The sequence below is a fragment of the Floridaenema flaviceps BLCC-F50 genome (assembly GCF_041929275.2).
GTDB classification, from domain to species: Bacteria; Cyanobacteriota; Cyanobacteriia; order Cyanobacteriales; family Aerosakkonemataceae; genus Floridanema; species Floridanema flaviceps.
This window is the reverse complement of record NZ_JBHFNR020000001.1, coordinates 3824264-3847393: the sequence shown is the minus strand read 5'-3', so window position 1 is coordinate 3847393 and position 23130 is coordinate 3824264. Positions and strand designations below refer to the sequence as shown.

At 43.4% G+C, this 23130-nt stretch carries 22 protein-coding genes and 1 tRNA gene; 12 read left to right on the top strand and 11 right to left on the bottom strand.

The window, feature by feature from the left end:
• Positions 1 to 34: 34 nt before the first annotated feature.
• Positions 35 to 1015, bottom strand: a complete 981-nt coding sequence (gene holA, locus ACE1CI_RS18615) for a DNA polymerase III subunit delta (protein ID WP_413262800.1) — start codon at positions 1013 to 1015, stop codon at positions 35 to 37.
• A 173-nt stretch (positions 1016 to 1188) separates the two neighbouring features.
• On the opposite strand from holA, the gene ACE1CI_RS18610 reads away from it, so the two are divergent.
• From ACE1CI_RS18610 to cbiE, 3 genes are all read left to right on the top strand, one after another.
• Complete coding sequence (locus tag ACE1CI_RS18610) at positions 1189 to 1968, top strand: DUF1868 domain-containing protein (protein WP_413262801.1); 780 nt, start codon at positions 1189 to 1191, stop codon at positions 1966 to 1968.
• A gap of 71 nt (positions 1969 to 2039) precedes the next feature.
• Positions 2040 to 2708 (top strand): cobalt-precorrin-8X methylmutase, encoded by a 669-nt coding sequence (locus tag ACE1CI_RS18605; protein ID WP_413262802.1) that lies wholly within the window; start codon positions 2040 to 2042, stop codon positions 2706 to 2708.
• A gap of 48 nt (positions 2709 to 2756) precedes the next feature.
• The gene (cbiE, locus tag ACE1CI_RS18600) at positions 2757 to 4007 is read left to right on the top strand and encodes a precorrin-6y C5,15-methyltransferase (decarboxylating) subunit CbiE (RefSeq protein WP_413262803.1); all 1251 of its coding nucleotides are present in this window, start codon (positions 2757 to 2759) and stop codon (positions 4005 to 4007) included.
• A gap of 3 nt (positions 4008 to 4010) precedes the next feature.
• On the opposite strand, the gene ACE1CI_RS18595 is transcribed toward cbiE, so the two are convergent.
• Together ACE1CI_RS18595 and ACE1CI_RS18590 are read right to left on the bottom strand one after the other, a co-directional pair.
• Positions 4011 to 4841: a CPBP family intramembrane glutamic endopeptidase gene (locus ACE1CI_RS18595; protein ID WP_413262804.1), complete on the bottom strand. Its 831-nt coding sequence runs from the start codon at positions 4839 to 4841 to the stop codon at positions 4011 to 4013.
• Between the two features lie 133 nt (positions 4842 to 4974).
• Complete coding sequence (locus ACE1CI_RS18590; RefSeq protein WP_413262805.1) at positions 4975 to 5406, bottom strand: AbrB family transcriptional regulator; 432 nt, start codon at positions 5404 to 5406, stop codon at positions 4975 to 4977.
• Between the two features lie 619 nt (positions 5407 to 6025).
• Between ACE1CI_RS18590 and ACE1CI_RS18585 the strand changes: the two genes are divergently transcribed.
• Positions 6026 to 7063, top strand: a complete 1038-nt coding sequence (locus tag ACE1CI_RS18585; RefSeq protein ID WP_413262806.1) for a succinate dehydrogenase/fumarate reductase iron-sulfur subunit — start codon at positions 6026 to 6028, stop codon at positions 7061 to 7063.
• An 83-nt stretch (positions 7064 to 7146) separates the two neighbouring features.
• Here the strand turns inward: ACE1CI_RS18585 and ACE1CI_RS18580 are convergent, their stop codons facing one another.
• From ACE1CI_RS18580 to psbX, 3 genes are all read right to left on the bottom strand, one after another.
• Positions 7147 to 8601 (bottom strand): trypsin-like peptidase domain-containing protein, encoded by a 1455-nt coding sequence (locus ACE1CI_RS18580; protein WP_413262807.1) that lies wholly within the window; start codon positions 8599 to 8601, stop codon positions 7147 to 7149.
• Between the two features lie 444 nt (positions 8602 to 9045).
• Positions 9046 to 9861 (bottom strand): Ycf66 family protein, encoded by an 816-nt coding sequence (locus tag ACE1CI_RS18575; protein WP_413262808.1) that lies wholly within the window; start codon positions 9859 to 9861, stop codon positions 9046 to 9048.
• A gap of 221 nt (positions 9862 to 10082) precedes the next feature.
• Complete coding sequence (gene psbX, locus ACE1CI_RS18570) at positions 10083 to 10202, bottom strand: photosystem II reaction center X protein (RefSeq protein ID WP_193986431.1); 120 nt, start codon at positions 10200 to 10202, stop codon at positions 10083 to 10085.
• 289 nt (positions 10203 to 10491) lie between these two features.
• Between psbX and ACE1CI_RS18565 the strand changes: the two genes are divergently transcribed.
• Positions 10492 to 10776, top strand: a complete 285-nt coding sequence (locus ACE1CI_RS18565) for a YggT family protein (protein WP_413262809.1) — start codon at positions 10492 to 10494, stop codon at positions 10774 to 10776.
• A 94-nt stretch (positions 10777 to 10870) separates the two neighbouring features.
• On the opposite strand, the gene accC is transcribed toward ACE1CI_RS18565, so the two are convergent.
• Positions 10871 to 12226, bottom strand: a complete 1356-nt coding sequence (gene accC / locus ACE1CI_RS18560; RefSeq protein WP_413262810.1) for an acetyl-CoA carboxylase biotin carboxylase subunit — start codon at positions 12224 to 12226, stop codon at positions 10871 to 10873.
• A gap of 289 nt (positions 12227 to 12515) precedes the next feature.
• On the opposite strand from accC, the gene ACE1CI_RS18555 reads away from it, so the two are divergent.
• A tRNA-Leu gene (locus ACE1CI_RS18555) sits at positions 12516 to 12596 on the top strand.
• A 375-nt stretch (positions 12597 to 12971) separates the two neighbouring features.
• Here ACE1CI_RS18555 and ACE1CI_RS18550 read toward each other — a convergent pair.
• Entirely contained in the window at positions 12972 to 13871 is a 900-nt protein-coding gene (locus tag ACE1CI_RS18550; protein ID WP_413262811.1) for a putative endonuclease domain-containing protein, read from the bottom strand.
• Positions 13872 to 14030: 159 nt separating this feature from the next.
• Here ACE1CI_RS18550 and ACE1CI_RS18545 point away from each other — a divergent pair, with 159 nt between their 5' ends.
• Together ACE1CI_RS18545 and ACE1CI_RS18540 are read left to right on the top strand one after the other, a co-directional pair.
• A complete protein-coding gene (locus ACE1CI_RS18545; protein WP_413262812.1) occupies positions 14031 to 14861 on the top strand; it encodes a DUF4351 domain-containing protein in 831 nt (276 codons plus the stop codon).
• A 117-nt stretch (positions 14862 to 14978) separates the two neighbouring features.
• Positions 14979 to 15590, top strand: a complete 612-nt coding sequence (locus tag ACE1CI_RS18540) for a chorismate lyase (RefSeq protein WP_413262813.1) — start codon at positions 14979 to 14981, stop codon at positions 15588 to 15590.
• Between the two features lie 260 nt (positions 15591 to 15850).
• On the opposite strand, the gene ACE1CI_RS18535 is transcribed toward ACE1CI_RS18540, so the two are convergent.
• Complete coding sequence (locus ACE1CI_RS18535; RefSeq protein ID WP_413262814.1) at positions 15851 to 16378, bottom strand: DUF4330 domain-containing protein; 528 nt, start codon at positions 16376 to 16378, stop codon at positions 15851 to 15853.
• A 323-nt stretch (positions 16379 to 16701) separates the two neighbouring features.
• Between ACE1CI_RS18535 and ACE1CI_RS18530 the strand changes: the two genes are divergently transcribed.
• Positions 16702 to 17553: a M48 family metallopeptidase gene (locus ACE1CI_RS18530; protein WP_413262815.1), complete on the top strand. Its 852-nt coding sequence runs from the start codon at positions 16702 to 16704 to the stop codon at positions 17551 to 17553.
• A gap of 148 nt (positions 17554 to 17701) precedes the next feature.
• On the opposite strand, the gene ACE1CI_RS18525 is transcribed toward ACE1CI_RS18530, so the two are convergent.
• The gene (locus ACE1CI_RS18525; protein WP_413262816.1) at positions 17702 to 18451 is read right to left on the bottom strand and encodes a metallophosphoesterase family protein; all 750 of its coding nucleotides are present in this window, start codon (positions 18449 to 18451) and stop codon (positions 17702 to 17704) included.
• A gap of 121 nt (positions 18452 to 18572) precedes the next feature.
• Between ACE1CI_RS18525 and ACE1CI_RS18520 the strand changes: the two genes are divergently transcribed.
• The 3 genes from ACE1CI_RS18520 (at position 18573) to ACE1CI_RS18510 (ending at position 20257) form a co-directional block, all read left to right on the top strand.
• Positions 18573 to 19193 carry a MiaE family protein gene (locus ACE1CI_RS18520; RefSeq protein ID WP_413262817.1) on the top strand — a complete coding sequence of 207 codons (621 nt, stop codon included), beginning with the start codon at positions 18573 to 18575 and terminating at the stop codon, positions 19191 to 19193.
• The gene (locus tag ACE1CI_RS18515) at positions 19193 to 19675 is read left to right on the top strand and encodes a GNAT family N-acetyltransferase (RefSeq protein ID WP_413262818.1); all 483 of its coding nucleotides are present in this window, start codon (positions 19193 to 19195) and stop codon (positions 19673 to 19675) included. The genes ACE1CI_RS18520 and ACE1CI_RS18515 overlap by 1 nt, the downstream gene beginning before the upstream one ends.
• Positions 19676 to 19747: 72 nt before the next feature.
• A complete protein-coding gene (locus ACE1CI_RS18510) occupies positions 19748 to 20257 on the top strand; it encodes a hypothetical protein (protein ID WP_413262819.1) in 510 nt (169 codons plus the stop codon).
• Between the two features lie 270 nt (positions 20258 to 20527).
• Here the strand turns inward: ACE1CI_RS18510 and ACE1CI_RS18505 are convergent, their stop codons facing one another.
• Positions 20528 to 23026, bottom strand: coding sequence for an S-layer homology domain-containing protein (locus ACE1CI_RS18505; protein WP_413266097.1), 2499 nt, complete (start codon positions 23024 to 23026; stop codon positions 20528 to 20530).
• Positions 23027 to 23130 lie beyond the last annotated feature (104 nt).

Sequence of the window (23130 nt, the reverse complement as noted above, 5' to 3'; positions counted from 1 at the left end):
TGTAGTTAAAGTTATTGAGGTAATCTAAACAAGACTATTTGTAAAGTAGGCAGAGTTCGATCGCTTTTGTTTGCAGGGTGGCTATTGGCTCTGCCCCTTGTTTAAGACTAACTTCTAAGTCTAGCAGTATGGGTAAGCTCTCAGAAAGTTGTTCCACATCTAAAGAGCGAGTTTCCTGTAGGAGAAAATAGATTCGCTTGGGATTAGCGACTTCTGCGGCTTTGGCAATCTCTTTTTCATCCCTTACTCCCTCCTGCGTCATTAACTTCACCCACAACCAAGTGCGAAATTGCCCAATTAAAGTAGCAACAATTCTTAAAGCTGGTTCATTACGATTAATTAAATCTGCCACCAATACCAGGGCTTTAGCTGCATCTCCCTGAATAATTGCCCCGGCTAGCTGCAAACTATTTTGTGTATTAGCTGTTACTAGTTTAGCAACAGTTTCTACCTCTAGGGTTTGTCGATGACTCCAGCTATACAGTTGCAATTTGTCCAATTCGGACTTTAATAACCTTGTATCATTACCAACTGATTGAGCTAAAAGTTGCATAGCCTCTGACGTTAACTTCACACCTGCCTCTTGTGCCGCTTGCTGAACTCGCTGTATAATTTGGTCGGTCTTCCAGGGTGGAATTAAAGCAAATTCACAGATTTGAGCATATTTTTTGAGTAATTTTGTGGCTTTAAGTCGTTCGTCAGGTTTGCTCCGGCTAGTCAGTAAAAGTACCGAAGTTTCCGGTAAAAATGGCAGGGTACGTTCTAGTTCAGCTAACACCTGTTCTGGACAATGTTGCCCGATATTGGTATCAACTAACCAAACTAAACGTTGTCCCATACCAAATGGAGGTGTCATAGCTTGATTTAAAGCTTGAAGTATGGCATCTGGTTGATCGGCTGAAATTTTGTCATAGTTGAAACTAGCCCAGTCGCGATCGAGTACAGATTTACGCAATTTAACAACTGCGTTCTGTAGTGTAAAATCATCCTCTCCCCAATAGAGGTAAATTGGCATAAGGAACACCTAATTAAGTAAATTTGTGGTAAGGGCAATTCATGAATTGCCCTTACAGTTCGCAAAGACTCGATCCCGGAAATTTAGGATCAATATTTCTCTGGGTGGACTTAACATTAAAACAATAGAAAGTTAGTTAAACTCTATCAAGTTAAAAGGCGAGGATATCAAGGTTGGACGATAACTATCAAACTTATCTGAATCGACTGGCAAGGATGACGCTGCCGGAAACTTACAAATCCCAAGTGCAGCATATTCAGGAATCACCTAAGTTTGTGCCTGCTGTTGAGGGAGGCAGAAAACCTGTTCCTTTTCCAGGATATACAGTAATTACTCCTCCCACTGAAGAAGATGAGGCAAACAAGTCTTTTTATACAAATTTGCAGCATTGTCAAGAGCAAATTTTACAAGAGTTTCCAGGTTTAATGGTGCCAGTACCTCCAGCTAGCTTTCATTTAACCTTAGCAGATTTAATTTGGGCTAATGCTTTCCTTGATGCTACAGAAAATCCTGAATTTGAAGGGAAGTTACGCGCTCAAATCGGTAACATTTTCCAGCAAACTCAACCTTTGGTAGGTGGAGGTCAGCAAATTAAATTCCAATTGCTAGGATTAATGATTATGCCGAGAGCGATCGCTGTTTCTTTAGTCCCAAAGGATGAATCAACTTACGATCGCATTGTCAAGTTTCGTCGCGCCATTTACCAAAATGGTGACTTAATCGGATTAGGAATCGAGCAACAATATGGTTTGACGGCTCACATTACTTTAGGTTATTTTGGCGATGTTCCACCGGATTTTAATCGCGATCGCTTAGGCAACACCCTTTCTGATTTAAACTTACAATGGTTGGACAATCCCCAAGAACTTATTGTAAAAAGAGCCGAATTGCGGAAATTTGATGATATGACACGCTACTACCGCGAAGCTGATTGGCCCATTTTGGAATTTTAGATTTGGGATTTTAGATTTTAGATTCTAAACAAAAAATCCTGTAAAATCTAACATCCCAAATCTACAAATTTATGAGTTTAACCATCCACCCAATTATGGCTCAAAGTTTCGCGGTAATTGACCGAGAAATAGGCGCTCATAATTTTAGTCCGCAGGAATATGCGATCGTCCGACGAGTAATTCACAGTACGGCTGATTTTGAATTTAAAGACTTAATTCGTTTTAGTCTAGGGGCAATTGATGCTGGCATCGCTGCTATTCGTCGTCGCGCACCCATTGTGACTGATGTGGGGATGGTTAAACAGGGTATCGTGGGATTAGTGGAACAAACTTTTGCTAACCCAGTAATTAGCGCACTCGAAGGCATTGGGGAACCACTACCGGGAAAAACTCGCACGGAAACAGGTTTATTAAAGTGTTGGCAAGAATATCCCCAAGGAATTTTTGTCTTTGGTAATGCCCCCACCGCTTTGTTAGCACTCTGTCAAGAAATCCCAAAAGCTTCTGTATCTCCAGCTTTGGTAATTGGCGCACCTGTAGGGTTTATTTCGGTCGTAGAGTCAAAAATGACCTTGGCAGCCACACAAGTACCTCAAATCCGCGTCGAGGGGCGAAAGGGTGGTTCTCCAGTAGCCGCTGCTATCCTTAACGCTTTAGTCTGTTTAGCAACTGAAGAGGGAGGCAGAGGGGCAGAGGGGCAGAGGGGCAGGGGGGCAGAGGGGCAGGGGGAAAAGTTTTGAGTTTAAAGCAGAAGTTAAAAGGTTAATTCAAAATCTAAAATCGAATAGATGACTGTTCATGTTGTTGGCATTGGTTTAGATGGCGCATCTGGGTTAAGGGAGGAAGTCAGGCAAATTATTGCCCAGGCGACTTTGTTGGTGGGAAGCGATCGCCATTTGAATTATTTTCCCGACTACTCTGGCGATCGAATTGTCCTGAAAGATATAAAGGCGACGATGCGTGAGATTCGCGATCGTCTCCAAACAGATGATGTAATTGTAGTATTGGTGACGGGCGACCCTTTATTTTTTGGCTTAGGGCGGTTGTTGTTGGCAGAGTTGCCTAAAGAACAGTTAACTTTTCATCCCCATTTAAGCGCCATTCAGTTAGCTTTTAACCGGATTAAGGTTCCTTGGCAAGATGCTAGGGTAATTAGCGTTCACGGGCGTTGTTGGGAACAGCTAACCCAAACTTTGCAGCAAGGGGCAGAGAAAATCGCCATCTTAACAGATCATCATCATAATCCAGCGGCGATCGCTCGTCTACTTAAATCTCTTGATTTAGCTACCAGTTATCAGTTCTGGATTTGCGAAAATCTAGGGGGTATGGATGAAAAAGTGGGTTGTTGGTCTTTAGCTACTCTCCCCGAACAGAGATTTGCCCCCTTAAATGTGGTAGTCTTACTGCGCCAGACTGATTCATCTGGGGAAGAGATGGATTTCCAAAATCTGCCGCTCTTAGGTTTACCAGATTCTAGTTTTTTAAGTTATAGCGATCGACCAGGTTTAATCACTAAACGCGAAATTCGCCTGTTAATTCTGGGAGAATTAGCATTAAAACCAGGTCAAATTATTTGGGATATCGGCGCAGGTACGGGTTCAGTAGCGATCGAAATTGCCCGCTTATTCCCCACTTCTACAGTTTACGCCATTGAAAAAACCGCCGCTGGAATTTCCTTAATTGAACAGAATTGCCAGCGATTTGGCATTAATAATGTCGTATCCATTCATGGTACAGCGCCAGAAATTTTGCACCACCTCGTTCCCCCACACCGCGTTTTTATTGGCGGTAGTGGTGGTAACTTAAGGGAAATTCTAAACTTTGCAGGCGCTCAGTTGCATCCCCAAGGAACTCTCGTCTTAGCTTTAGCTACTTTGGAACATTTGACTTTGGCGATGCAGTGGGTGGGGGAAAAAGGTTGGGAACATAGTTTGTTACAAGCGCAGCTGATGCGATCGGTAGCAGTCGGATCTCTGACTCGATTTTCTCCCCTCAATCCCGTGACGATCTTAAGCATTAAAAAGCAAAATCAGCGCTAGAGATTAGGGAAATGGGAAAAATTCTCTCCCTAAATACAACAGTAGGGTTCCAGTAATTAGCAAGCAAAAGATTCCCGCTGCACCAGCTAAAGGTTTTCCATTCTTACCTGTAAACCAAGCTGAACCTTTTCCTGTATAGCTAATTAATTGGGCAGAATCGATCGTCGTCAATCCCCAAATCCAACCCGCGTGTAATCCGATCGCTAAACTTAAATTACCATTGTCTACCCAACGAGCCAGAACTAACACCAAACCCATCAAAAAAAGACCAGGGAGTTGGGGCAAAGTTTCGTCAATTTCCCAAACCAAGTGCAGCAATGCAAAAATTAAGCTAGAAACCACAGCCCCTAACCATAAAGAATAACTTTGCTGCAATTCATTGAGCAGAAAGCCACGAAAAATTAACTCTTCTGTACCGCTTACCCATAATCCTAAAAGCAGGGTTGTCAGTAGAGTTTCCCAGAACTTTCGATCGGGTTGCCAATGCCAATTTATCCACCCGAAAGTGGACTCGATCGCAAACACAACTATGATGCTAATTACACCAATAGCTAATCCTATCCCTAGAGAGATCAAAAAATTTGCATCTCCAGAGATTCCGTAATCCAAAAAAGACACGCCCTCTACCCTGGCAAATCCCCAGAGTAACGGTGGAGCAATCAGGTAAAGGGATGCCAAAAGTGGAATTTTTTGTGCTGCCCCCAAGGGCTTAGGAGGGTACCATTTGAGGGCGTAAGCTATGGGAATAGCTATTGGCAACCAGCACCCCAACCAGGCTAAGAAAAAGACAATTATCTTAACGGGTGCGATCGGCTCAGTATAAAACACCAGCATTTAGCGCCAGCTATGTTTGTTAAATAAGTTCATAGCTACACAAAGCAGATAGATTAGTCAGTAGCCAAAAGTCAGCCTTGGCAAATTAAAGGAAATCAAACTAGTTTTGACCCTTGACAACTGACCTGAGAGGTTATTCTTCCTCGTCGGAATCCTCATCTTCATCTAATTCTGCCTTACCATTTGATGATGCTTTATCTGCATCAACCTGAATCAGGTGAATATGCTTATAGCCTAGTTTTATTTCAAATTCATCACCTGATTTTAAACCCATTGCCTCGGTGTAGGTTGCACCAATAACAATTTGTCCATTTTTATGTACGCTTACCCGATAAGTAGGTTCGCGTCCCCGACCATCTTTCGGCCCTTCAGGACTTAAAGGAATGCCTCTTGCTGCCAATACAGCATCATAAAAATCGGTCAGATTTACACGAGTCTGGTTATTTTTAGTGGTCGTGTAGTACCCGCAGCGCTTTGCTGTTTCGCGACGGGGAAGGTTGGAAAGTTCTTTTACTTTTTGAAGCAGTGCCTTTCCTGTTAAAGGGGTTGTTGCTGTGTCACTCATCGCTTTGGTGAAATATCCAATCTTTAACTTAGTTAATAGAGTCAAGACCCAAATTGGCCTTATAAAGAATATATCGTTAAATCTCATATTTTTGACAACTATTTTTCCCAATCCCTAACTTGAGTAAAAAGCTTAATTTAGATTTGGGAATTTCCGGTGACTGCGGTACCCTCGTAAGTGCTAATAATCAAGGATGTTTAGCAGGATTTTATAAAAGACCTTACCATAGTGCTGCATAATTGCCAGCGCAAGTCTGCGACAAGTTAACTTGTTACACTTAGCAAAGATATCTAATACATTAGCTTCACTTGTCTGTCTGCTTTCCTGGTAAGATGTATGGGACATCACAGGAGGAAAATCTATCTTTAAGGAGTTTTACCCAGAGGGAGAACGATAATTTTTGGTATCAAGTAGTGCAGATAAATATAAGTGCTGGATTTTTGCCCAGTTGGTAAAAAGTCTGGCTTTTGGCGAAAGTTAAGATATAACAGGCTTACACTAGAAGCAGTAGTAGTTTAAGAAGGCAGCAGAGAGGGGAAAATTTTTGCTCAGGTACAGTAGCCGAAAATTTAGTCTGTTACCACTATTACTTTAAATATTGAAGAAATGGTTCAAAATCATGCAAGTCATTTTTAAGATTGCCAGACATGACCAAAACAGTGGCTCATGGTATCAGAGTTATACTTTAGAAGTTGAGCCTGGTAATACAATTCTCGATTGTCTGAATCAGATTAAATGGGAGCAGGATGGAAGTTTAGCATTTCGGAAAAACTGCCGCAATACCATTTGTGGTAGCTGCGCGATGCGGATTAATGGTCGTTCTGCTTTAGCTTGTAAAGAAAATGTCGGAAATGAAGTGGCACGACTTCAAGAACTGATGACAAGCGTTGTTAGTTCACAGATAGATGAATCAGCAGCGAAAGGGATTCCAGAAATTACGATCGCCCCAATGGGTAATATGCCAGTCATCAGAGACTTAGTAGTGGATATGGCAAGTTTCTGGAACAATTTAGAGGCAGTCGATCCTTATGTAAGTACCAACGCCCGAAAAGTACCAGAAAGAGAATTTCTCCAATCTCCATCAGAGCGAAGTCAGCTCGATCAGACAGGTAATTGCATTCTGTGTGGCGCTTGTTATTCTGAATGTAATGCCCGTGAAGTTAACCCAGATTTTGTCGGCCCTCACGCCCTGGCGAAAGCTTACCGAATATTAGCAGATTCTCGCGACGCTCAAACTGAAACTAGGTTAGAGAATTATAACGAAGGTACTAAAGGTGTCTGGGGATGTACTCGTTGTTTTTACTGCAACAATGTATGTCCAATGGATGTGGCACCGATGGATCAGATCGGGAAAATCAAAGGCGAGATTCTCCAAAGAAAGGATGCTCAAGCGAGCCGATCGATCCGCCACCGAAAAGTTTTAGTAGATTTAGTGAAAAAAGGCGGTTGGGTGGATGAACGTAAGTTCGCGGTGCTAGTTTTAGGTAATTATTTTAGAGATATAAAAGGATTACTAGAATTAGGGCCAGTAGGACTAAGAACTTTATTACGCAGAAAATTGCCCTTCGATTTTGAACCATCTCAGGGCGCTGCTCAAGTGCGATCGCTAATTGAATCTGTCAGAAAAAGAAAAGCAGAAAACAAAGAACAGAAATAAAGGCAAGGGGTGCAGGGGTACTCTTTTGAGTTTTTCCCTAACCCCTAACCCCTAACCCCTAACCCCTAAACCTCTTCCCTGTTCTAACGAATAACCAGACGATACCTGCCGCCTGCACCTGGTTCGCTGGCGTTAACAATTACGCGATAAGTGCCGGAACTGGGTAAAGTCAGATTGAGGGCAGAATTTGAACTATTTCTGCCCACATTATTGTTTTCTGCAACCTTGCGACCATCAGGCCCAAGAAGTGCTAAATAAGTGTCAAAATCAGCGCTTTCTACAGTAATTCTGATGGATTGACCAGCGACACCATCAAAAGTGTAGGATCTGTACCAACTGCCATCAGAAGGAAGTATAGGGGCACCTGGGCCAAGAGTACCTTGTAATTGGATGGCCGATCTGGTTTGTCTTTGGGTATTAGGATTTCTCAAACCTGCACCCGATGTCATAGCTCTGAGTTCAAAAGTGCCGACTTCTCCTCCTTGATAGGAGTTAGCAATTAACAGATAACTACCTGAGATTGGCAAGCTAGTCACAATACGGGCATTTCTGTTACCGCCTGAGTTGTAGTCTTGGGCTAATGTCCGACCATTGGGTGCAACTAGGATGAGAAATGGGTTAATTTCTCGACTTACCATGTCTATTCTGACTTGTTGACCAGCGCGACCCTGAAACCTGTAGGCTTTAAAGAAACTATTATCTGTGGGTAAGACGTTATCTCCAGGGCCTAATCTGTCGGTGATTAGCTCACCATTGAGTGTTAATGTTTGCGGGGGGTTGGTAGTACGTCCGGCACGAGGGACGGTTTGGGCGACACGAGGAGCAGTTCCTTGGCGAACGGAGGCTAAAAAGGGCTGTACTCGATCGATCGCGATCGCAAATCCAATCCCAATATTCCCTCCCGCTTGGCTATTAGTAAAAATAGCGGTATTAACGCCAATTAATTCTCCCTGACTGTTAAGTAATGGCCCACCAGAATTACCAGGATTAATGGCTGCGTCAGTTTGAATTAAACCCCTGTCGCGATCGATCCGACTCACAATTCCTACTGTAAAAGTACCTTCAAAGCGACCAAAGGGATTACCAATGGCGAAGGCTCGCTGTCCTACTTGTACGCCGGAACGTGCTAAAGGGATAGTAGGTAAGTTATTTTGAGTGCGAATTTTCAAAACGGCTAAATCCAAACCGCGATCGCCAAAAGCTACCACATCAGCTGGCAAACGTCTACCATCTGCCAGAGTTACGGTTAAGGTTTGGGGCGCACCCTGGACAACGTGAGCATTAGTTAAAACTAAGCCATCTCGACTGATAATACTACCACTGCCATTCCCATTAGGTACAGCGATCGACACTACAGCGGGACTGGCTTTTTGATATACACGGACGTTAGTTTGTTCGTCAGTAACTTGTGCTGATGCGGGAGTTGCGTTCAGCCAAAGCCCAGTAGTAGCAGCTAACGAACTAATGCCAAAAACACCTAACGTTGTTCTGACAGCTATCATGCTGGATGCAGCTATTGTTAAAAGTTTAGTGTTCATCCTCAGATGACGATTTTATAGTAGTTGTGGTATTTGTAAGTGGCTGATGCCAGTTTTTTTACTCAGAAAAGTTGCACCCGATTGGATGCAGGCAGATACTACGGTTATAACGTTTTTATTATCTAATGTTAGTTGGTAGCTGGTAACTGGTAATTGGTAATTGGTAATTGGTAGTTGGAGAGACAAAATTATTATGGTTGATTGTCCACTCCATCAAAATTTCCAACTTCCCAATTACCAATAAATAACAATCAATAAAAAAGTTTTTAACTTCAGTTAGTTACTTTCCTCTGGAACTCTGGAGGCCACCAGGAGGGCTGGTTGTTCTTCTGCAACCAACCCAAGCCAGGACAAGGTAAGAGAAATATTTGTTCCCTGTTCCCTGTTCCAGAGTTCCCTTCCCTCACTAAGATATCCGGCTCGGCGATCGGATAGCCAATTTATCTAATAGATTCCAGAACTAGTTTGGTCGTCTTTGGGATCGATCGGTTGATAATCTACATAATCATCTGGTGCTTTACGCGGTAGATTTCCCGGTTCTTCCCTCTGAGCAATATCTTCTGGAGGACGACGTTTTCTAGAACGAGTTGGAACAGGTTCGGGATTATCGAATTCATCTCTAGGGGGACGACGGGAGGAACTGCGAACAGGTCTTTCTTCCACATCGCTAACACCCCAATCATCTACAGGCGGTTCCACAGAACGAGATTCAGGACGGGGACGGCGTTTGCGTGTGGGAGCATCACTGGGGCTTAATCTATCCCTGTCTCGTTCAGCTAGGCTACTGCTGCGACTGGAGGAACGGCGACGGGGTTCATCATAACCATCGCGGGAACTCCGCGAGTCACGGCTACCTCTGATGCGACGAGAAACTGGTAATTCTTCGTCTGGTTCTAGTTCTAATTCATCCAATTCAGCTTCTTGATATACTCTATACTTCTGGCTGACGGGTCGTTCTTCATCTACGATCGGTGTATTACGTTTAGCTTGTTCCGTTGTCACACCCCGTAACCGCAAGTTATCCACAACAAAGAAAACAGCAGTTCCCGCCAACAGATATTGACTAAAAGCCAAAATTGGGTCTAAGCGCCATCCTTGAAACAGCAGAATTAACCCACAAACTAAGCTAATGGCAGCAAAGAAAATATCATGATCTCTGGCTAGTTCTGGGCGAACTGACCTGAGAAAATAGAGTCCTACACCAGCTACAGCTAGTGCAATACCGAGAAATGTGGCAAATGACTGCCCAAAATTGAGCATTTTATCTCTCCGAAGTTAGTTCTATGGCAGTGAGTCAGGCTTGACATCTCCAATGTAGCTTGACGAGCCTAGTTTTTCGCTTGAACCAGTTGGAAACGGCGTTTTAAGAAAATCAGCCGATCTTACTGCCCAACTTAATAGAACAGAAGGGACGCTGTTTACCTAGATTTTGCTTGAGCGTCCCCCGAAAATATTATCTGGTTTCTGGTAAATCAGCTTTATTAAGAGCGCTGAATCCGATCCTTTTGGCTGATAAAGACTAATCCCACAACTACGGGAACAACCACAATTACAAAACCTGCAACCAGGCTCCACAAAAAGTTAGCTAAAGAAGGAGTCATATCCGCGCCTCTATTTTTACAAAACGATACCGTCTTTTAATTTTACCTAGCTGCTACAACCTTGAAAAGTCCTACTGTCAAGGATGATGATAAATCGACAGGATATCTTGACTGGAGTCTAAAATTAAAGAACTAGATAAAAAATTTAATAAAACTTAAAATTGATGTAGGGGGTTGGGGACTGAGGACTGGGATAGTCGTAGTTAGTCGTAGGGTGCTAACGTAACGCACCATCCTAGTGTCGTACTCTGTTAAAAAGTATCCACTTTGACAATTTACTTCAAGAATTATGACTGGTATTGACATTGTTAGCTTAGGGCTTGGTTTGCTGTTGGCAGTAATGATTTTCCTGTTTATTATCAGGATCGTGTTGACTTGGTATCCACAAATCAACCTGAATAGTTTTCCTTGGAATTTAGCCGCTTGGCCCACAGAACCTTTTTTAGTGGTGACAAGAAAGATTGTGCCACCTTTGGGAGGTGTGGATATTAGCCCGATTATTTGGGTGGGAATTTGTAGCTTGCTAAGAGAAATTTTAATTGGTCAGCAAGGGTTGTTGCGGATGATGGGTTAGTTTGGGGACTGGGGATTGGGGACTGGGGATTGGGAGAATTTTTGTTTTGGGTAATGGGCAAAACTACTACCTACTACCCACTACCCACTACCCACTACCGATTCGATCGCATCATCATCTGCTCAACAAAGTTAGTGTAAACTTCACCTTTGAGAAAGGCGGGGTTTTCCAGAATCTTTTGATGGAAGCTAATAGTTGTGGGTAATCCGGTGATGGCGCATTCTCGTAAGGCGCGTTTCATGCGTTGAATGGCGCTTTGGCGATCGGGCCCCCAAACAATTAACTTACCGATGAGAGAATCGTAGTAAGCCGGAATATCGTAATCAGTGTAAACGTGGGAATCCATCCGCACGCCTGTACCCCCTGGTGGTAAGTAGCCGCTAATGCGCCCAGGTGCGGGACGGAAGTTATGATCTGGGTCTTCGGCGTTGATTCGGCATTCGATCGCATGACCCCGCAAAACCACTTCCTCTTGGGTTAAACGCAATCTTTCCCCTTGGGCGACGCGGATTTGTTCCGCAATTAAATCCAATCCGGTAATCATTTCCGTCACGGGATGTTCCACTTGAATCCGCGTGTTCATTTCCATAAAGTAAAAATCACCGTATTGATCCAAGAGAAACTCTACAGTTCCCGCGCCAACGTAATTAATCGATTTAGCTGCCATAACCGCTGCTTTCCCCATTTTTTCCCGTAATTCTGGGGTAAGAATGGGGCTGGGGGCTTCTTCTAAGAGTTTTTGGTGTCGGCGTTGAATGGAACAATCCCGTTCTCCCAAGTGAATCACATTACCGTAAGAGTCCGCCATGATTTGAAATTCAATGTGACGGGGGCGTTCAATGAATTTTTCCAAGTAAACGCCAGGATTGCCAAAAGCGGCTTCCGCTTCCCCTTGGGCGGCTTGAAATAGTTTAAAAAAGTCTTCGGGATCTTTAACTAAGCGCATCCCTCTTCCACCACCGCCCGCTGTGGCTTTAATCATTACCGGATAGCCGATTTTTTTGGCGATAATCATCGCTTCTTGTTCATCGGTAAGTAAGCCGTCACTTCCGGGAACGGTGGGAACTCCTACCCGTTTCATGGTGTCTTTGGCGGTGGATTTGTCGCCCATCGCCCGGATTGCTTCGGGGCTAGGGCCAATAAATGTTATTTGATGATCGGCGCAAATCTCGGCAAATCGGGCATTTTCGGCTAAAAATCCGTATCCCGGATGAATTGCCGTAGCGTTGCGCGTTAAGGCAGCAGCGATAATGTTGGGGATGTTTAAATAACTTTTGCCGCTAGGAGGTTCACCTATACAAACAGCTTCGTCCGCGAGTTGGACGTGCAAAGCGTGACAGTCAATGGTAGAGTGAACGGCAACGGTAGCAATTCCCATCTCTTCGCAGGTGCGGAGAATCCGAAGGGCTATTTCTCCCCGGTTGGCAATTAGAATCTTTGAAAAAGACATTTTCCAGCTTTTGGCGAGGGCAGTGGCACTAAGTTTTTAATGTTAAGTATCGAAGCAACTCAGGCTGCTTCTCTCTGGTCACACCTAGCCCTGGAGGAAAAGCAGCTTTTTGTGTTCGGGTGTTAATCGTACCATGCTGTCGGGGACTACTTATCGTTGATCTGTGCCAGCTTTGGGTTCTCTGCTGTTGCGGCTTAATCTATTGCAACATTTTGGCACTGAGGGCAGGGGAGATTTTTTGCCGGATGGTTGATTTTCGGAATTGATTTGCGCTATTATTGTTCTCTACGCGGATGTGGCGGAATTGGTATACGCGCACGTTTGAGGGGCGTGTGGCTTTGCCTTGCGAGTTCGAGTCTCGCCATCCGCATTTTTTTATGTTTATTTATTCGGTAATTTCTGTTATTTGATTTGTGGTTTTGGGGTTAACTATCAGCGAGTTATCCCGCCTGCCTTATCAATTCGCAGGCTAATAGCAAAAGTCCATTAAAATGGACTGAATATTTGTATTTGTAGGGTGCGTTAACGCCAGTGTAACGCACCATTCCGCTGTATTTGTAGGGTTGGGTGGTGGTGCGATCGCCAAGCGTGTGCGTTATCGTGTATCGCCAAACGTACAAGTTAGCGTGTATGGCGTTTTTATTCCCATGCGTCTCGTTCTTGACGAATAAATTGATCTACTTCTTCGTGTCCTAAAACGCCATAGCGTTTTAGGACACGAAGGAAAGAAAAAGAGAACAGCTAATTAATGATTTATTGGGGAAGGATATTTCTGTAAACTTTCCACTTGATTTAACTGCTTTGGTACTGGTATTCCTGAAAGTTTGTTGATTACATTGGCTATTACTTTACAGCAACTTTCTGGTTGTCGGATAACTTGTTCTTCAGCAAAACGAATCACTAGCCAACCTTTATCTAAAAATAGTTGATGACGTTTATTTTCATGGTTCAGCACATCTTCATAGACTGGTTCTCCAGTTTTTTCATCATTATAAGGTTCATCGATTTCAATATCGATATAAAGATGTAAGCTTTGGTCAATGAAAGCTATGTTTATTTGGTAAGGAATGTAAGAGGTTGGATTGTCCATAGTAATAGCATTATAGATTTTTTTAGGAAATAATTGCTTTAAATATTTGCCTAATTCACCATTGAAAATTTCTTGCTTTTCAGCAATATTTGTGCCATTGTGGGGAACTGCTTTACTCATGATTTCCCTAATCAGTTTGTATCGATATTTATTTATATTTTCGGGTTTTTGGGATTCTGCTACTTTACGTTTATGCTGATTTTCTCGTTCTTGGTACGCTATTAATTGGCGTTTGTATTGCTGTAATTCGTACTCATATTTATGAAGACGTTTTAAATATAATTGTTGCTGCCGCCATATTCGGAGTCCAAGCGTTGATAAACCAGAAAGGAATGCTGACCAAGCCACAGCAGGAATTTTAGCCGTAGCTGCTGAAATAATAGAAGTAACAATAAGATGTGGGATTGCTTTAGAAAGTATAAATTGTAAGTTTATGGGTCGTGGTTTTTGCCCAGGTTCTAATGGCTTTGGTTCAGAAAATTTCCATTCAAAGGGTCTGGCAGATAGAGCCTGTGTAATAGCTTCAGGAATTAGGATAATAGGATATTGACTCATTGACATAACTATTATAAGGTGTGAAAGAGCAAAATCTGTCCGTTATTAGAGTTCCCAAACACACAGACAAATCACCATCATTTACAAACTTTTTCCTGATCTGCTAATTCTGAAAGCAAATTAAACTAACTTAAGCAGTCGTTCAATTAATACTCTCATTTGACATACGACAATACTTGTAAGTATCTTGCCCAAAAGTATCCAGCCGAATTTGTCCGTTGGTTACTTGCCATTGAAACAACCGAAGTTCAAGTCCTCAAAACTGAACTAATTCTCGAACCTATTCGCGCCGACTCTGTTACCTTTCTGCAAACTGCGTCTTCGATTCTGCATATTGAATTTGAGACGCGCCCTTACTCAGAACCGCCAATGTCTTTGCGGATGTTGGATTATTATGTGAGGTTGAAGCGGGTTTATGATTGTGCGATCGATCAAGTAGTAATCTACCTCAAAGAAACCACTTCCGACCTAGTTTTTGTATCTGAATATACAGACAGAAACACCAGCCATAGTTACAGAGTCGTGCGACTTTGGGAACAAGAACCAGCGCCATTTTTAGCCAACCCTGCGCTGTTACCCTTTGCCACCCTAACGCGCAGCGACTCACCCCAAACATTACTCGAACAAGTAGCCACCCAAGTCGCTAGGATTGAATCAGTCGATGAACGGCAAAATATTCTCTCCTGTGCAGACGTTCTCGCTGGTTTACGATTCGATGAAAACCTGATTCGTCGCTTATTTAGAAGGGAGTTTATGAGAGAGTCTGTTACCTACCAAGCTATTCTCCGCGAAGGACGGGAAGAAGGAGAAAAACAAGAAGCTTTGTCTTTAATTCTGCGTCAGTTAGCCCGTCGCATTGGTGTTGTGGAAGCACAGCAACAAGAACGAATTCAAACTCTAACCTTACCGCAGTTAGAAGAATTGGCAGAAGCATTGTTAGATTTTTCTGCCCCAGCAGATTTGACTGCTTGGTTCGATCGAAACCAATAGGCATCTGCAAAAAACCCTGTAGAGACGTTATATATAACGTCTCTACAAGGTTTTTTAGAGATGTCTAATAGGCTGAGGAGCGGTATGATAATAAACAGTTAAGTTATGTAAAGAACCTTGACTGCAACATTCAAAAGCTCCGAAACGCTGATATTGCCATCCTCTTGGCACGCACTTTCCCCGCTTTGGCAGGGAGGAGAAACTTGTATTGAAAATGGGTTGCCTCACTCCCAACTAGCACCAACCTGGCAAATGTTTTTGTTGGGAGATGGTTCACCGACGCGCCACTTGCAACTACTGACTGGTGAAAAGACAGAAGTAGATTTAATCGATATGTCTGCCATTGGAATGCACCCAGATAATGCACCTGAGCAAATGCAGGTAGTACCGGGGCCAAGAGTGCGGCGACAGGTTTGGCTGAGAACTGCTTCTGGACAAAGGTTAGCTTATGCTTGTTCTTGGTGGGAAGCTAGTCATGTGGATGAGTATTTACAAAATCGTTCTTTGCCAATTTGGGCAAGTTTAGAACGCTTGCGAACGGAGTTATATCGAGATGTCCAGGGTATTTACTACGGACATTCGGCGGCGTTAGAGTCAGCTTTTGGCTTTTCCGGGCCTTTTTGGGGTCGCCATTACCTGTTTTGGCATCATGGGCAACCTCTGACGCTAATTTATGAGGTTTTTTCGCCTTATTTAACTAAGTATTTGGGGGCAATGAAATTGGAGTGACTGGGGACTGGGGACTGGGGACTGGGGATTGGGGACTGGGGACTGGGGGACAAGGGGACAAGGAGACAAGGGGACAAGGGGACAAGGAGAATTAAATTTACCTTTCCCCTCTGCCCCTCTGCCCCTCTGCCCCTCTGCCCCTCTGCCCCTCTGCCCCTCTGCCCCTCTGCCCCTCTGCCCCTCTGCCCCTCTGCCCCTCTGCCCCTCTGCCCCTCTGCCCCTCTGCCCCTCTGCCCCTCTGCCCCTCTGTCCCTCTGCCTTTAATTCTTAATTCGCACGTCGATGACGCTGGAGTTAAAGTTGTAGTCGAAGCCTTCTAGTTCTAGTGGGATGCCGACTTTTAGTTTGCTGTTACCCAAAACAGGGCCGTTTTTGGTGATTTGGGCTTTACCTGCTAGGGTAATGATCATGTCGCTGCTAAAGGTATCTTTTCTGGGGTCGGGGAGTGCTTTAACGGTGCCGTCAGGTTGGGGAACTACTACGGTTCTGGGGAGTTCTTTCACTGATTTTACGTCTACTTGACCGTAGGGTTGGTTACGGATGATGATGTTGGTTTTCTTTTTGGTCTGAAACTCCTTCATTAAATCTTGTGGTTGGCGGATACTTAACCCTCGCACTACTACGTCTATTTCAACGGGTTTGGTTGGGACTCCTATTTGTGCTAAGGAACCGGATGTGCCGGGGAAGAAGAAGATTCCGACTATTACTAATAGGATGACTAATGCGGCACCTAAGTCGAGGATGCTGAATTTACCGAATATACGACCTTGTGAGTCTAAAATTTTCATGAGGAGTTATCCAGATATTTGAAACAGCTAACTAACTAAAACGGAGTTATAACACGATTGCGCTACGCGCACGCTTCGCGATCGACAGATTTTTTAACTTCAGTTTTGGGAAACACTAAAAATTGGCAACCTAATTTATGGAAAATGCGTCTCTGTAAAACGAGGGGTTGCAATTTTCCGGTTAACTCGCTGATAGTTTTGATTTCGGTGAGTTTTGAGCTTGATTAGGATAGTGCAATTTCTCGATCGCAATCACCTTTCAATTCTTTCGTGTTTTTGGTCAAGGTTGCCAATTTAGTTGCTACTCTCAGGGCGATATAGTTATGTTTAATTCTTTGTCTGTAATCAGTTCTCGTTCGCGTCGTCGTTGGTTTTATCCTTTGCTGTCTGTGATGGTGGCGTTGGGTTTGGTGCTCTGGCCAATGTCTAATCCTGTGAAAGCGTTACCTTGGGATCGGTTGCTTTTTCAAGGTGTTCAGATTCTTCAGTTGTCTAATATTTCCGATCGCCAAGAGGTACAACTAGGACAGCAGATTAACGATCAGATGGTCGGAAGTCAGATTAAATTGTACCGTAATGCGCGAATTAATAAGTATGTGGATCAAGTTGGTCAACGATTAGCGGCTGTGAGCGATCGTCCAGATATTCCCTATACTTTTCAAGTGGTGAGGGATGATAGTGTTAATGCTTTTGCAACGATGGGCGGTTTTGTTTATGTGACTACTGGTTTGCTGGCGACGGTGGATAATGAAGCGCAGTTAGCGAGTGTAATGGGTCACGAAATTGGTCATATTACACAACGTCATGCGCTAAAACAGATGCGTCAAGCGGCTGTTACTAGAGGTATTGCGACGGCTGCGGGTGTTGATACTAACAGGTTGGTTAATTTGGGTGTAGAATTTGCTCTTAACCGTCCTCGTAGCCGTAGTGATGAGTTGGAAGCAGATCAGAAAAGTTTGCGAATTTTGGCGAAGGCGGGTTATCCACAATCAGCGATGATCGCTTTCTTGGAAAAACTCTTAGATCAACCTTCGCCTCCCAGTTTTTTGAGCACTCACCCAGCTACTCGCGATCGCATTTCTGCTATTCAAAAGACGATCGATCCTAAAAATGCTAACACTGGTTATGGTCTAGATGCTCAAGCTTATCGATCGGCTGTTCAACCGTTGAGGTGATTCAAAAGTTTTGAGTTTTGAGTTTTGAGTTAGGGAAAAACTTCTGAGTTTAAAGTTATTACCCCAGCCCCTCTGCCCCTCTGCCCCTCTGCCCCTCTGCACCCCAGCCCCTCTGCCCCTCTGCCCCTCTGCCCCCCAGCCCCTCTGCCTAATTGCGTGGTAAAACTAACTCAGGTTCTACTCTAGTGATGGCTTTTTCTAGGGGTAGGGTACGGAGAGTTTCTTGAAAGACGTTGACTTGATAAACGATGGAATTGGTAATATCTAATGCGGTTAACCAGCCGCTTTTGCGATGATATGCGCCTGTGTCGATGTCTAGCCAACCTTGTCCTTGGGCGATTTTTCCGGGGGGAACGTTGGGTAAAGTAAAGGTGATGGTGTGTCCGGTAATAATTAGTTTGTCGGGAAAATAGGGTTTTGTAATACTATGAAATTCGTCCCGAATCCAACAAAATTGATCGATACTTTGTTCGTCTATGGGCATTTCTGGATGTACGCCTGCATGAACTAACCAAACGTCGCCTAAGTCTAAATGTGTGGGTAGAGTTCGCATCCATTCTATATGTTCGGATAAAATGGAAATTCCTTCTTGGCGATAACTGGCGATCGTGCTATGTCCGCCACTGTATAACCAAACTTGCATGATTGTTTGTTGATTTTGCTGGTTGCCAAAGCTGTCTAATAGTAGTTGTTCATGATTACCTAAAAGGCAATAAAATGGACTAGCTTGCACAAAATCAACTACCTGAAAACTTTGGGGGCCGCGATCGATTAAGTCTCCCAAAAAATATACCTCATCTTCTGTGCTAGGAGCGATCGCTTCTAACAAGGTCATGAGGGCATTATAGTGACCATGAACATCACCGATCACAATCCGACGATGAATACTTTTTTTCATTTAGCTTAAGATAAGAAAATATTTAACAAAAACTTCACATTTGCGGTTGAGGCTACCCTGACTGCACAACCAAGAAACTTAGTAACTTTTAGAACACCCTGTTACTTTAATTATGCCCCTAATGACTCAAGACTGGCTAGATAGTAATTTATCCAAATTGCCCAGAATTAATATTTTGAAACAACCGACTCGCGGGGACTGGGTGGAACAAGCGATCGGTAATCTTGATGTAATTTTACTAGATCACTCCCATTGTGAGCGCAAAGCGGCTGGGGTGGCGTTAAATTTAATGTTTCGCTATCCTTCTAATACTAAGATGGTGCGGATGCTGACGGCGATCGCAAAAGAAGAACTGGATCACTTTGAGTTGGTGAATCAATGGTTAGAAAAACGAGAAATTCCCCTGCGTCAGTTAGCTGCGCCTCCTTATGGTGCTTCTTTAAATAAGCAAATTCGTAAAGATGAACCTTGGCGCTTTTTGGATTCTTTGTTAGTTTGTGGTTTAATTGAAGCTCGTAGTCACGAAAGATTGGGTTTGTTAGCTACCCATTGTCCTGACCCGGAGTTAGCTAAATTTTATCATAGTTTGATGGCTTCGGAAGCAAGGCATTATGGAATTTATTGGACTTTAGCTGATACTTATTTTGCTCGTTATGAGGTGAATGGGAGATTAGAGGAATTAGCTATTATCGAAAGTGAAATTTTATCAACTTTGCATCCTGAACCGAGAATTCACAGCTAATGAAGGGTTATTATCAAGAGTTTTTAATTCGTGATTGGCAAGAGTGCGATCGCCACAATGCTGCCAATATTCTCCATTCTGTTTTAACAGAATATGGCTTACCTTGGCTACCCACCGCAGCAGATCAAGATGTGCTTAAGGTGGAAGATTTTTATCTGTCTACTGGGGGTGAGTTTTGGGTAGTGGAACATCAGGGAAAACTTGTGGGAACTGCGGCTTATTATCCGGTAAAACGAGGTGAGAAAGCCGTAGAAATTCGCAAAATGTATCTGTTACCGCTAGCGCGAGGACAAGGTTTAGGTAAGTATTTGTTAACTCAATTGGAAAAAGCGATTGAGAATAAAGGTTTCCGGGAAATTTGGATTGAAACGGCGAGTGTTTTAAAGGAGGCTGTAAAATTGTATGAAAGTAGCGGTTATCAACCTGCTTCGGGGGTGGAAACTCCCAGGTGCGATCGAATTTATGTCAAGTATTTACCATAGTAATAAACTTGGTTCGTTGTGAGGACTTTAGTCCTTATTATTTAGGAAAAAAGTTCAAAAAAAGGAGTATCTATGTCAACAATCATTTGGGAACAAGGTAGCAACAACCCGGAAAACGCAGATAATTTTGCTATTATCAAACAATGGTTCGCTAATCTCAATGGCAAAGAAATTACATGGAAACAGCGATTAATTCCCCCAGATTACGACGTGATAAAAATTGAATGGGAAGCGCAACGTTTTGATGAAAAATTTATAATTTTTAATTCTGATATTCGAGGTATTACTCTGTATTGGCAAAAACCTGATTCACCACAAGAACGTAACACTACACCCTCTAAGTTAGAGTTAGATACCCTCAAACAGCAATTATATATTTACCCACAATCGCAAAAAGATGTGCTGATTCAGTTAGCTTTACCGCAAGTAGTTTATCAAAAATTTCAGACGATAAATCCGCAAATAGAAGTTAGCAAATTGGGCGAAAATTATGTACTAATTCTCCGAGACGACAAGCAACAGCTAGAAGTAAAAGTAGCTTTAACTCCCGAAAAAATCTATCAGTTAAAACAACAGTTGTAATTTAAAATCCTGGTTAATTACCCCCTGGTGATTTGAAGTAGAAAACTTTCAGTAGAGAGGTTTCGTCAAAGTTTCAGTAAGTAGGTAGATCTAAATAAAGTAAAACAAGGGCGGGCTAGGAGAGCCCACCCCACAAGATTTTCAGCTTTCTTGTGGGGTGGGCTCTCCTAGCCCGCCCCATTGATAGATAACTATTTTCACTTTATTTATTTGCACCTACTTAGAGACGTTTCATAAAACGTCTCTACTTCTTGCTGAATACTTTAATACCTAACGGTTAACGGAGGAATTGCTTCTAGTTGAATTGTTACCAGAACGTTGTACTGCTGGAGTCCGTCTAGTTCTATTAGTATTAGAAGATTCTACCGTAGTAGTGCGTCGGGTGCGAGAAGTGTTGGCAGAATTATTAGTATTTGAACGTCTAAGAGACTGAGTTTGTCTGCCACTATTGTTATTAGCTGGTTGTCTGGTGGGGGTAGTTTGTCTTCTTTGGATAGTATTTTCTCCAACTACGTAAGGTGAAGAAATATCAGCGACTTCTCCGGTACTTACTAAGGCGCGATAAATTAAGGCTGCTACTTCGGCTCTGGTTGCTGCTCGTTGGGGGTTTAAAGAGCGAACGTATGGGTAATTTACCACAATATTTCGTTCGGTGACTGCGGCGATTAAATTGCGATCGCCTCTCGGAATACTAGCACTATCGGTGTAGACACGCAAAGTTTTCTCACTAGCAGCAGTAGGAGCATAATTTAATCCTTTAGCTAAAGCTACCAAAACATCTAAGCGAGTAATCCTTTCTTCCGGGCGAAAATTCCCCCGACTATCAGCATCTAAAAAGCCCATTTCGTAAGCTTCTCGAATTGCTGGATATGCCCAAAAATTAGGAGAAACATCCTTAAGGGCAACAACTTCCCGCTTTTTATCTTGGTTAAAAGCGCCAGTAATAATGATGGCAAACTCTGCCCTAGTTAAAGAAGCTGTCGGGCGATATAACCCATCGGGATAACCTTGAATGACTCCCTTTTCTGCTAATCTGCCAATGAAATTTCTTGCCCAATAATTTGCAGGTACATCGGGAAAACTTGCTTGAACTTCCGAGTTAGTTGGTTCGTTAACTACGCGAGTTGGTTCAGTTGTGCCGCTAACTGGTTCGGTTATTGTGCGGGGCGTTTCTCGCGCCGAACGAGTAGCGTCTTGACTTAAATTAAAAGTAGATTCGTTGTTAGCTGCTACGTTCACAATTTGTCCTTGTGAACCGGGAACAGCGGTAATAGTTGCGGGTAAATTTGCCGGAAAAACCTTGATTTGTGCCGCTTCCCTTGCTCTAACTGAACTGGAAAAAACTCCAGTTTCTGGCGGTACGGGTAATCCAGCAACTTGATACCAACTTTTATCAATTCCTTGAGTATCTTTGAGGAAAACTACACTTTCTTGATTTGGTGTTATGCCATTAATATTGGTGTAGAAATCGTAAGTATTTGCCCCTCTGTCAATGGCGGCGTTTTCGTCAACATCTGCGCCATAAACAGTGCGAACGATGCGCGAAACTAGGGGACGATTGCCGAGAATAATGTTAACGGAGGCTCTTTGGGGTAAAACTTCAAATTCGGTAAACCCAATCAGGCGATTCTGATAATTATACAAGCGAAGGACGATGCGATCGCCTGGATTTACTCCCCCGACAAACTTCGCTCTTTGATTTACTTGATAGCGGTAATCACCGATGTATCTTTCACTGGCAAAATTGCTATCTTTCGACATAACTGAAATCCGAGCAATTACTTCTGATAAATTAGCCGCAGGTTGCCAAATTGCGAGGCTAAATTCTCCCCTACCATTTGCTGGAGTTTGCTGACTGGAAGCTGTAGTAGTTTGTCTTGGCGTGCGGGTGGCAGTTCCTTGGGAAGTACTGGTTTGAGTCGTAGTTTGACTCGTTTGGCGACGGGTGCTAGAAGTTGTTTGTCTCTCGCTAGCAGCTGGGGTTTGAGTGGTAGTTTGATTAGTTTGGCGACGGGTGCTAGAAGTTGTTTGTCTGTCGCTAGCAGCTGGGGTTTGAGTCGTAGTTTGACTCGTTTGGGGCGTGGCGCTAGAAGTCGTTTCCGTTTGCTCTTCTGTTGGCGCAGTAGTCTGACGACGCACGTTAGTAGTAGTTTGGCGTTGCGTGCGGGTTGCGCCTCCTCCAGAAGTGCGGGTTTGAGTCGTAGTTTGAGTGGTTTGGCGACGGGCGCTAGAAGTCGTTTGCCGTTCTGTTGGTGTAGCCTCTGACTGGGAAGTTTCGGTAGACGCAGCGGGACGATTGGCGATATTCTGAGTAGCGATCGCATCTAGCTTCACCAAAGAACCAGATATATTACTACGATAAACCCAGCGCCTGGTTCCACTCGCCACTACCACTTCCCAACCAGGAACTTTTCCTTCCGCGCAAGGAACTCCAGGGCTACTAATTCCCAAACAACCATTTGCCCATGTTTGCTGTTGCGCTTCCACAATTTTTAAAGCCGAAGCTTCTATTCCCGTCTGTTGGGACAAATTTTGAATTACCGCATCGCTAACCCCTTGGGGAACTGGGGCGTTGTTATTGATTACCCTTTGTCTTCTGGTCGGTCTTTGCCCTAAAATTAATTCATTTGCTGCCGAATTTTGACTAATTCGTTGACCATTAACTGTTGACAACCGACTTTCTTGTGCATTAGCGGCTGTTTGGATAATTACCAAACTGGCAGAAGCAAACACCAATCTGCCTAGTAAAGCTAAAAAACCTCGATTCATGATTCTCCTCTGCCACCCTCAGACAAAACTGGTTGAGCTTAATTCCTTAAGTAAATGTTCCTGAATATCATCCCTGTAAATCTCGACATAATATCATATAAGAG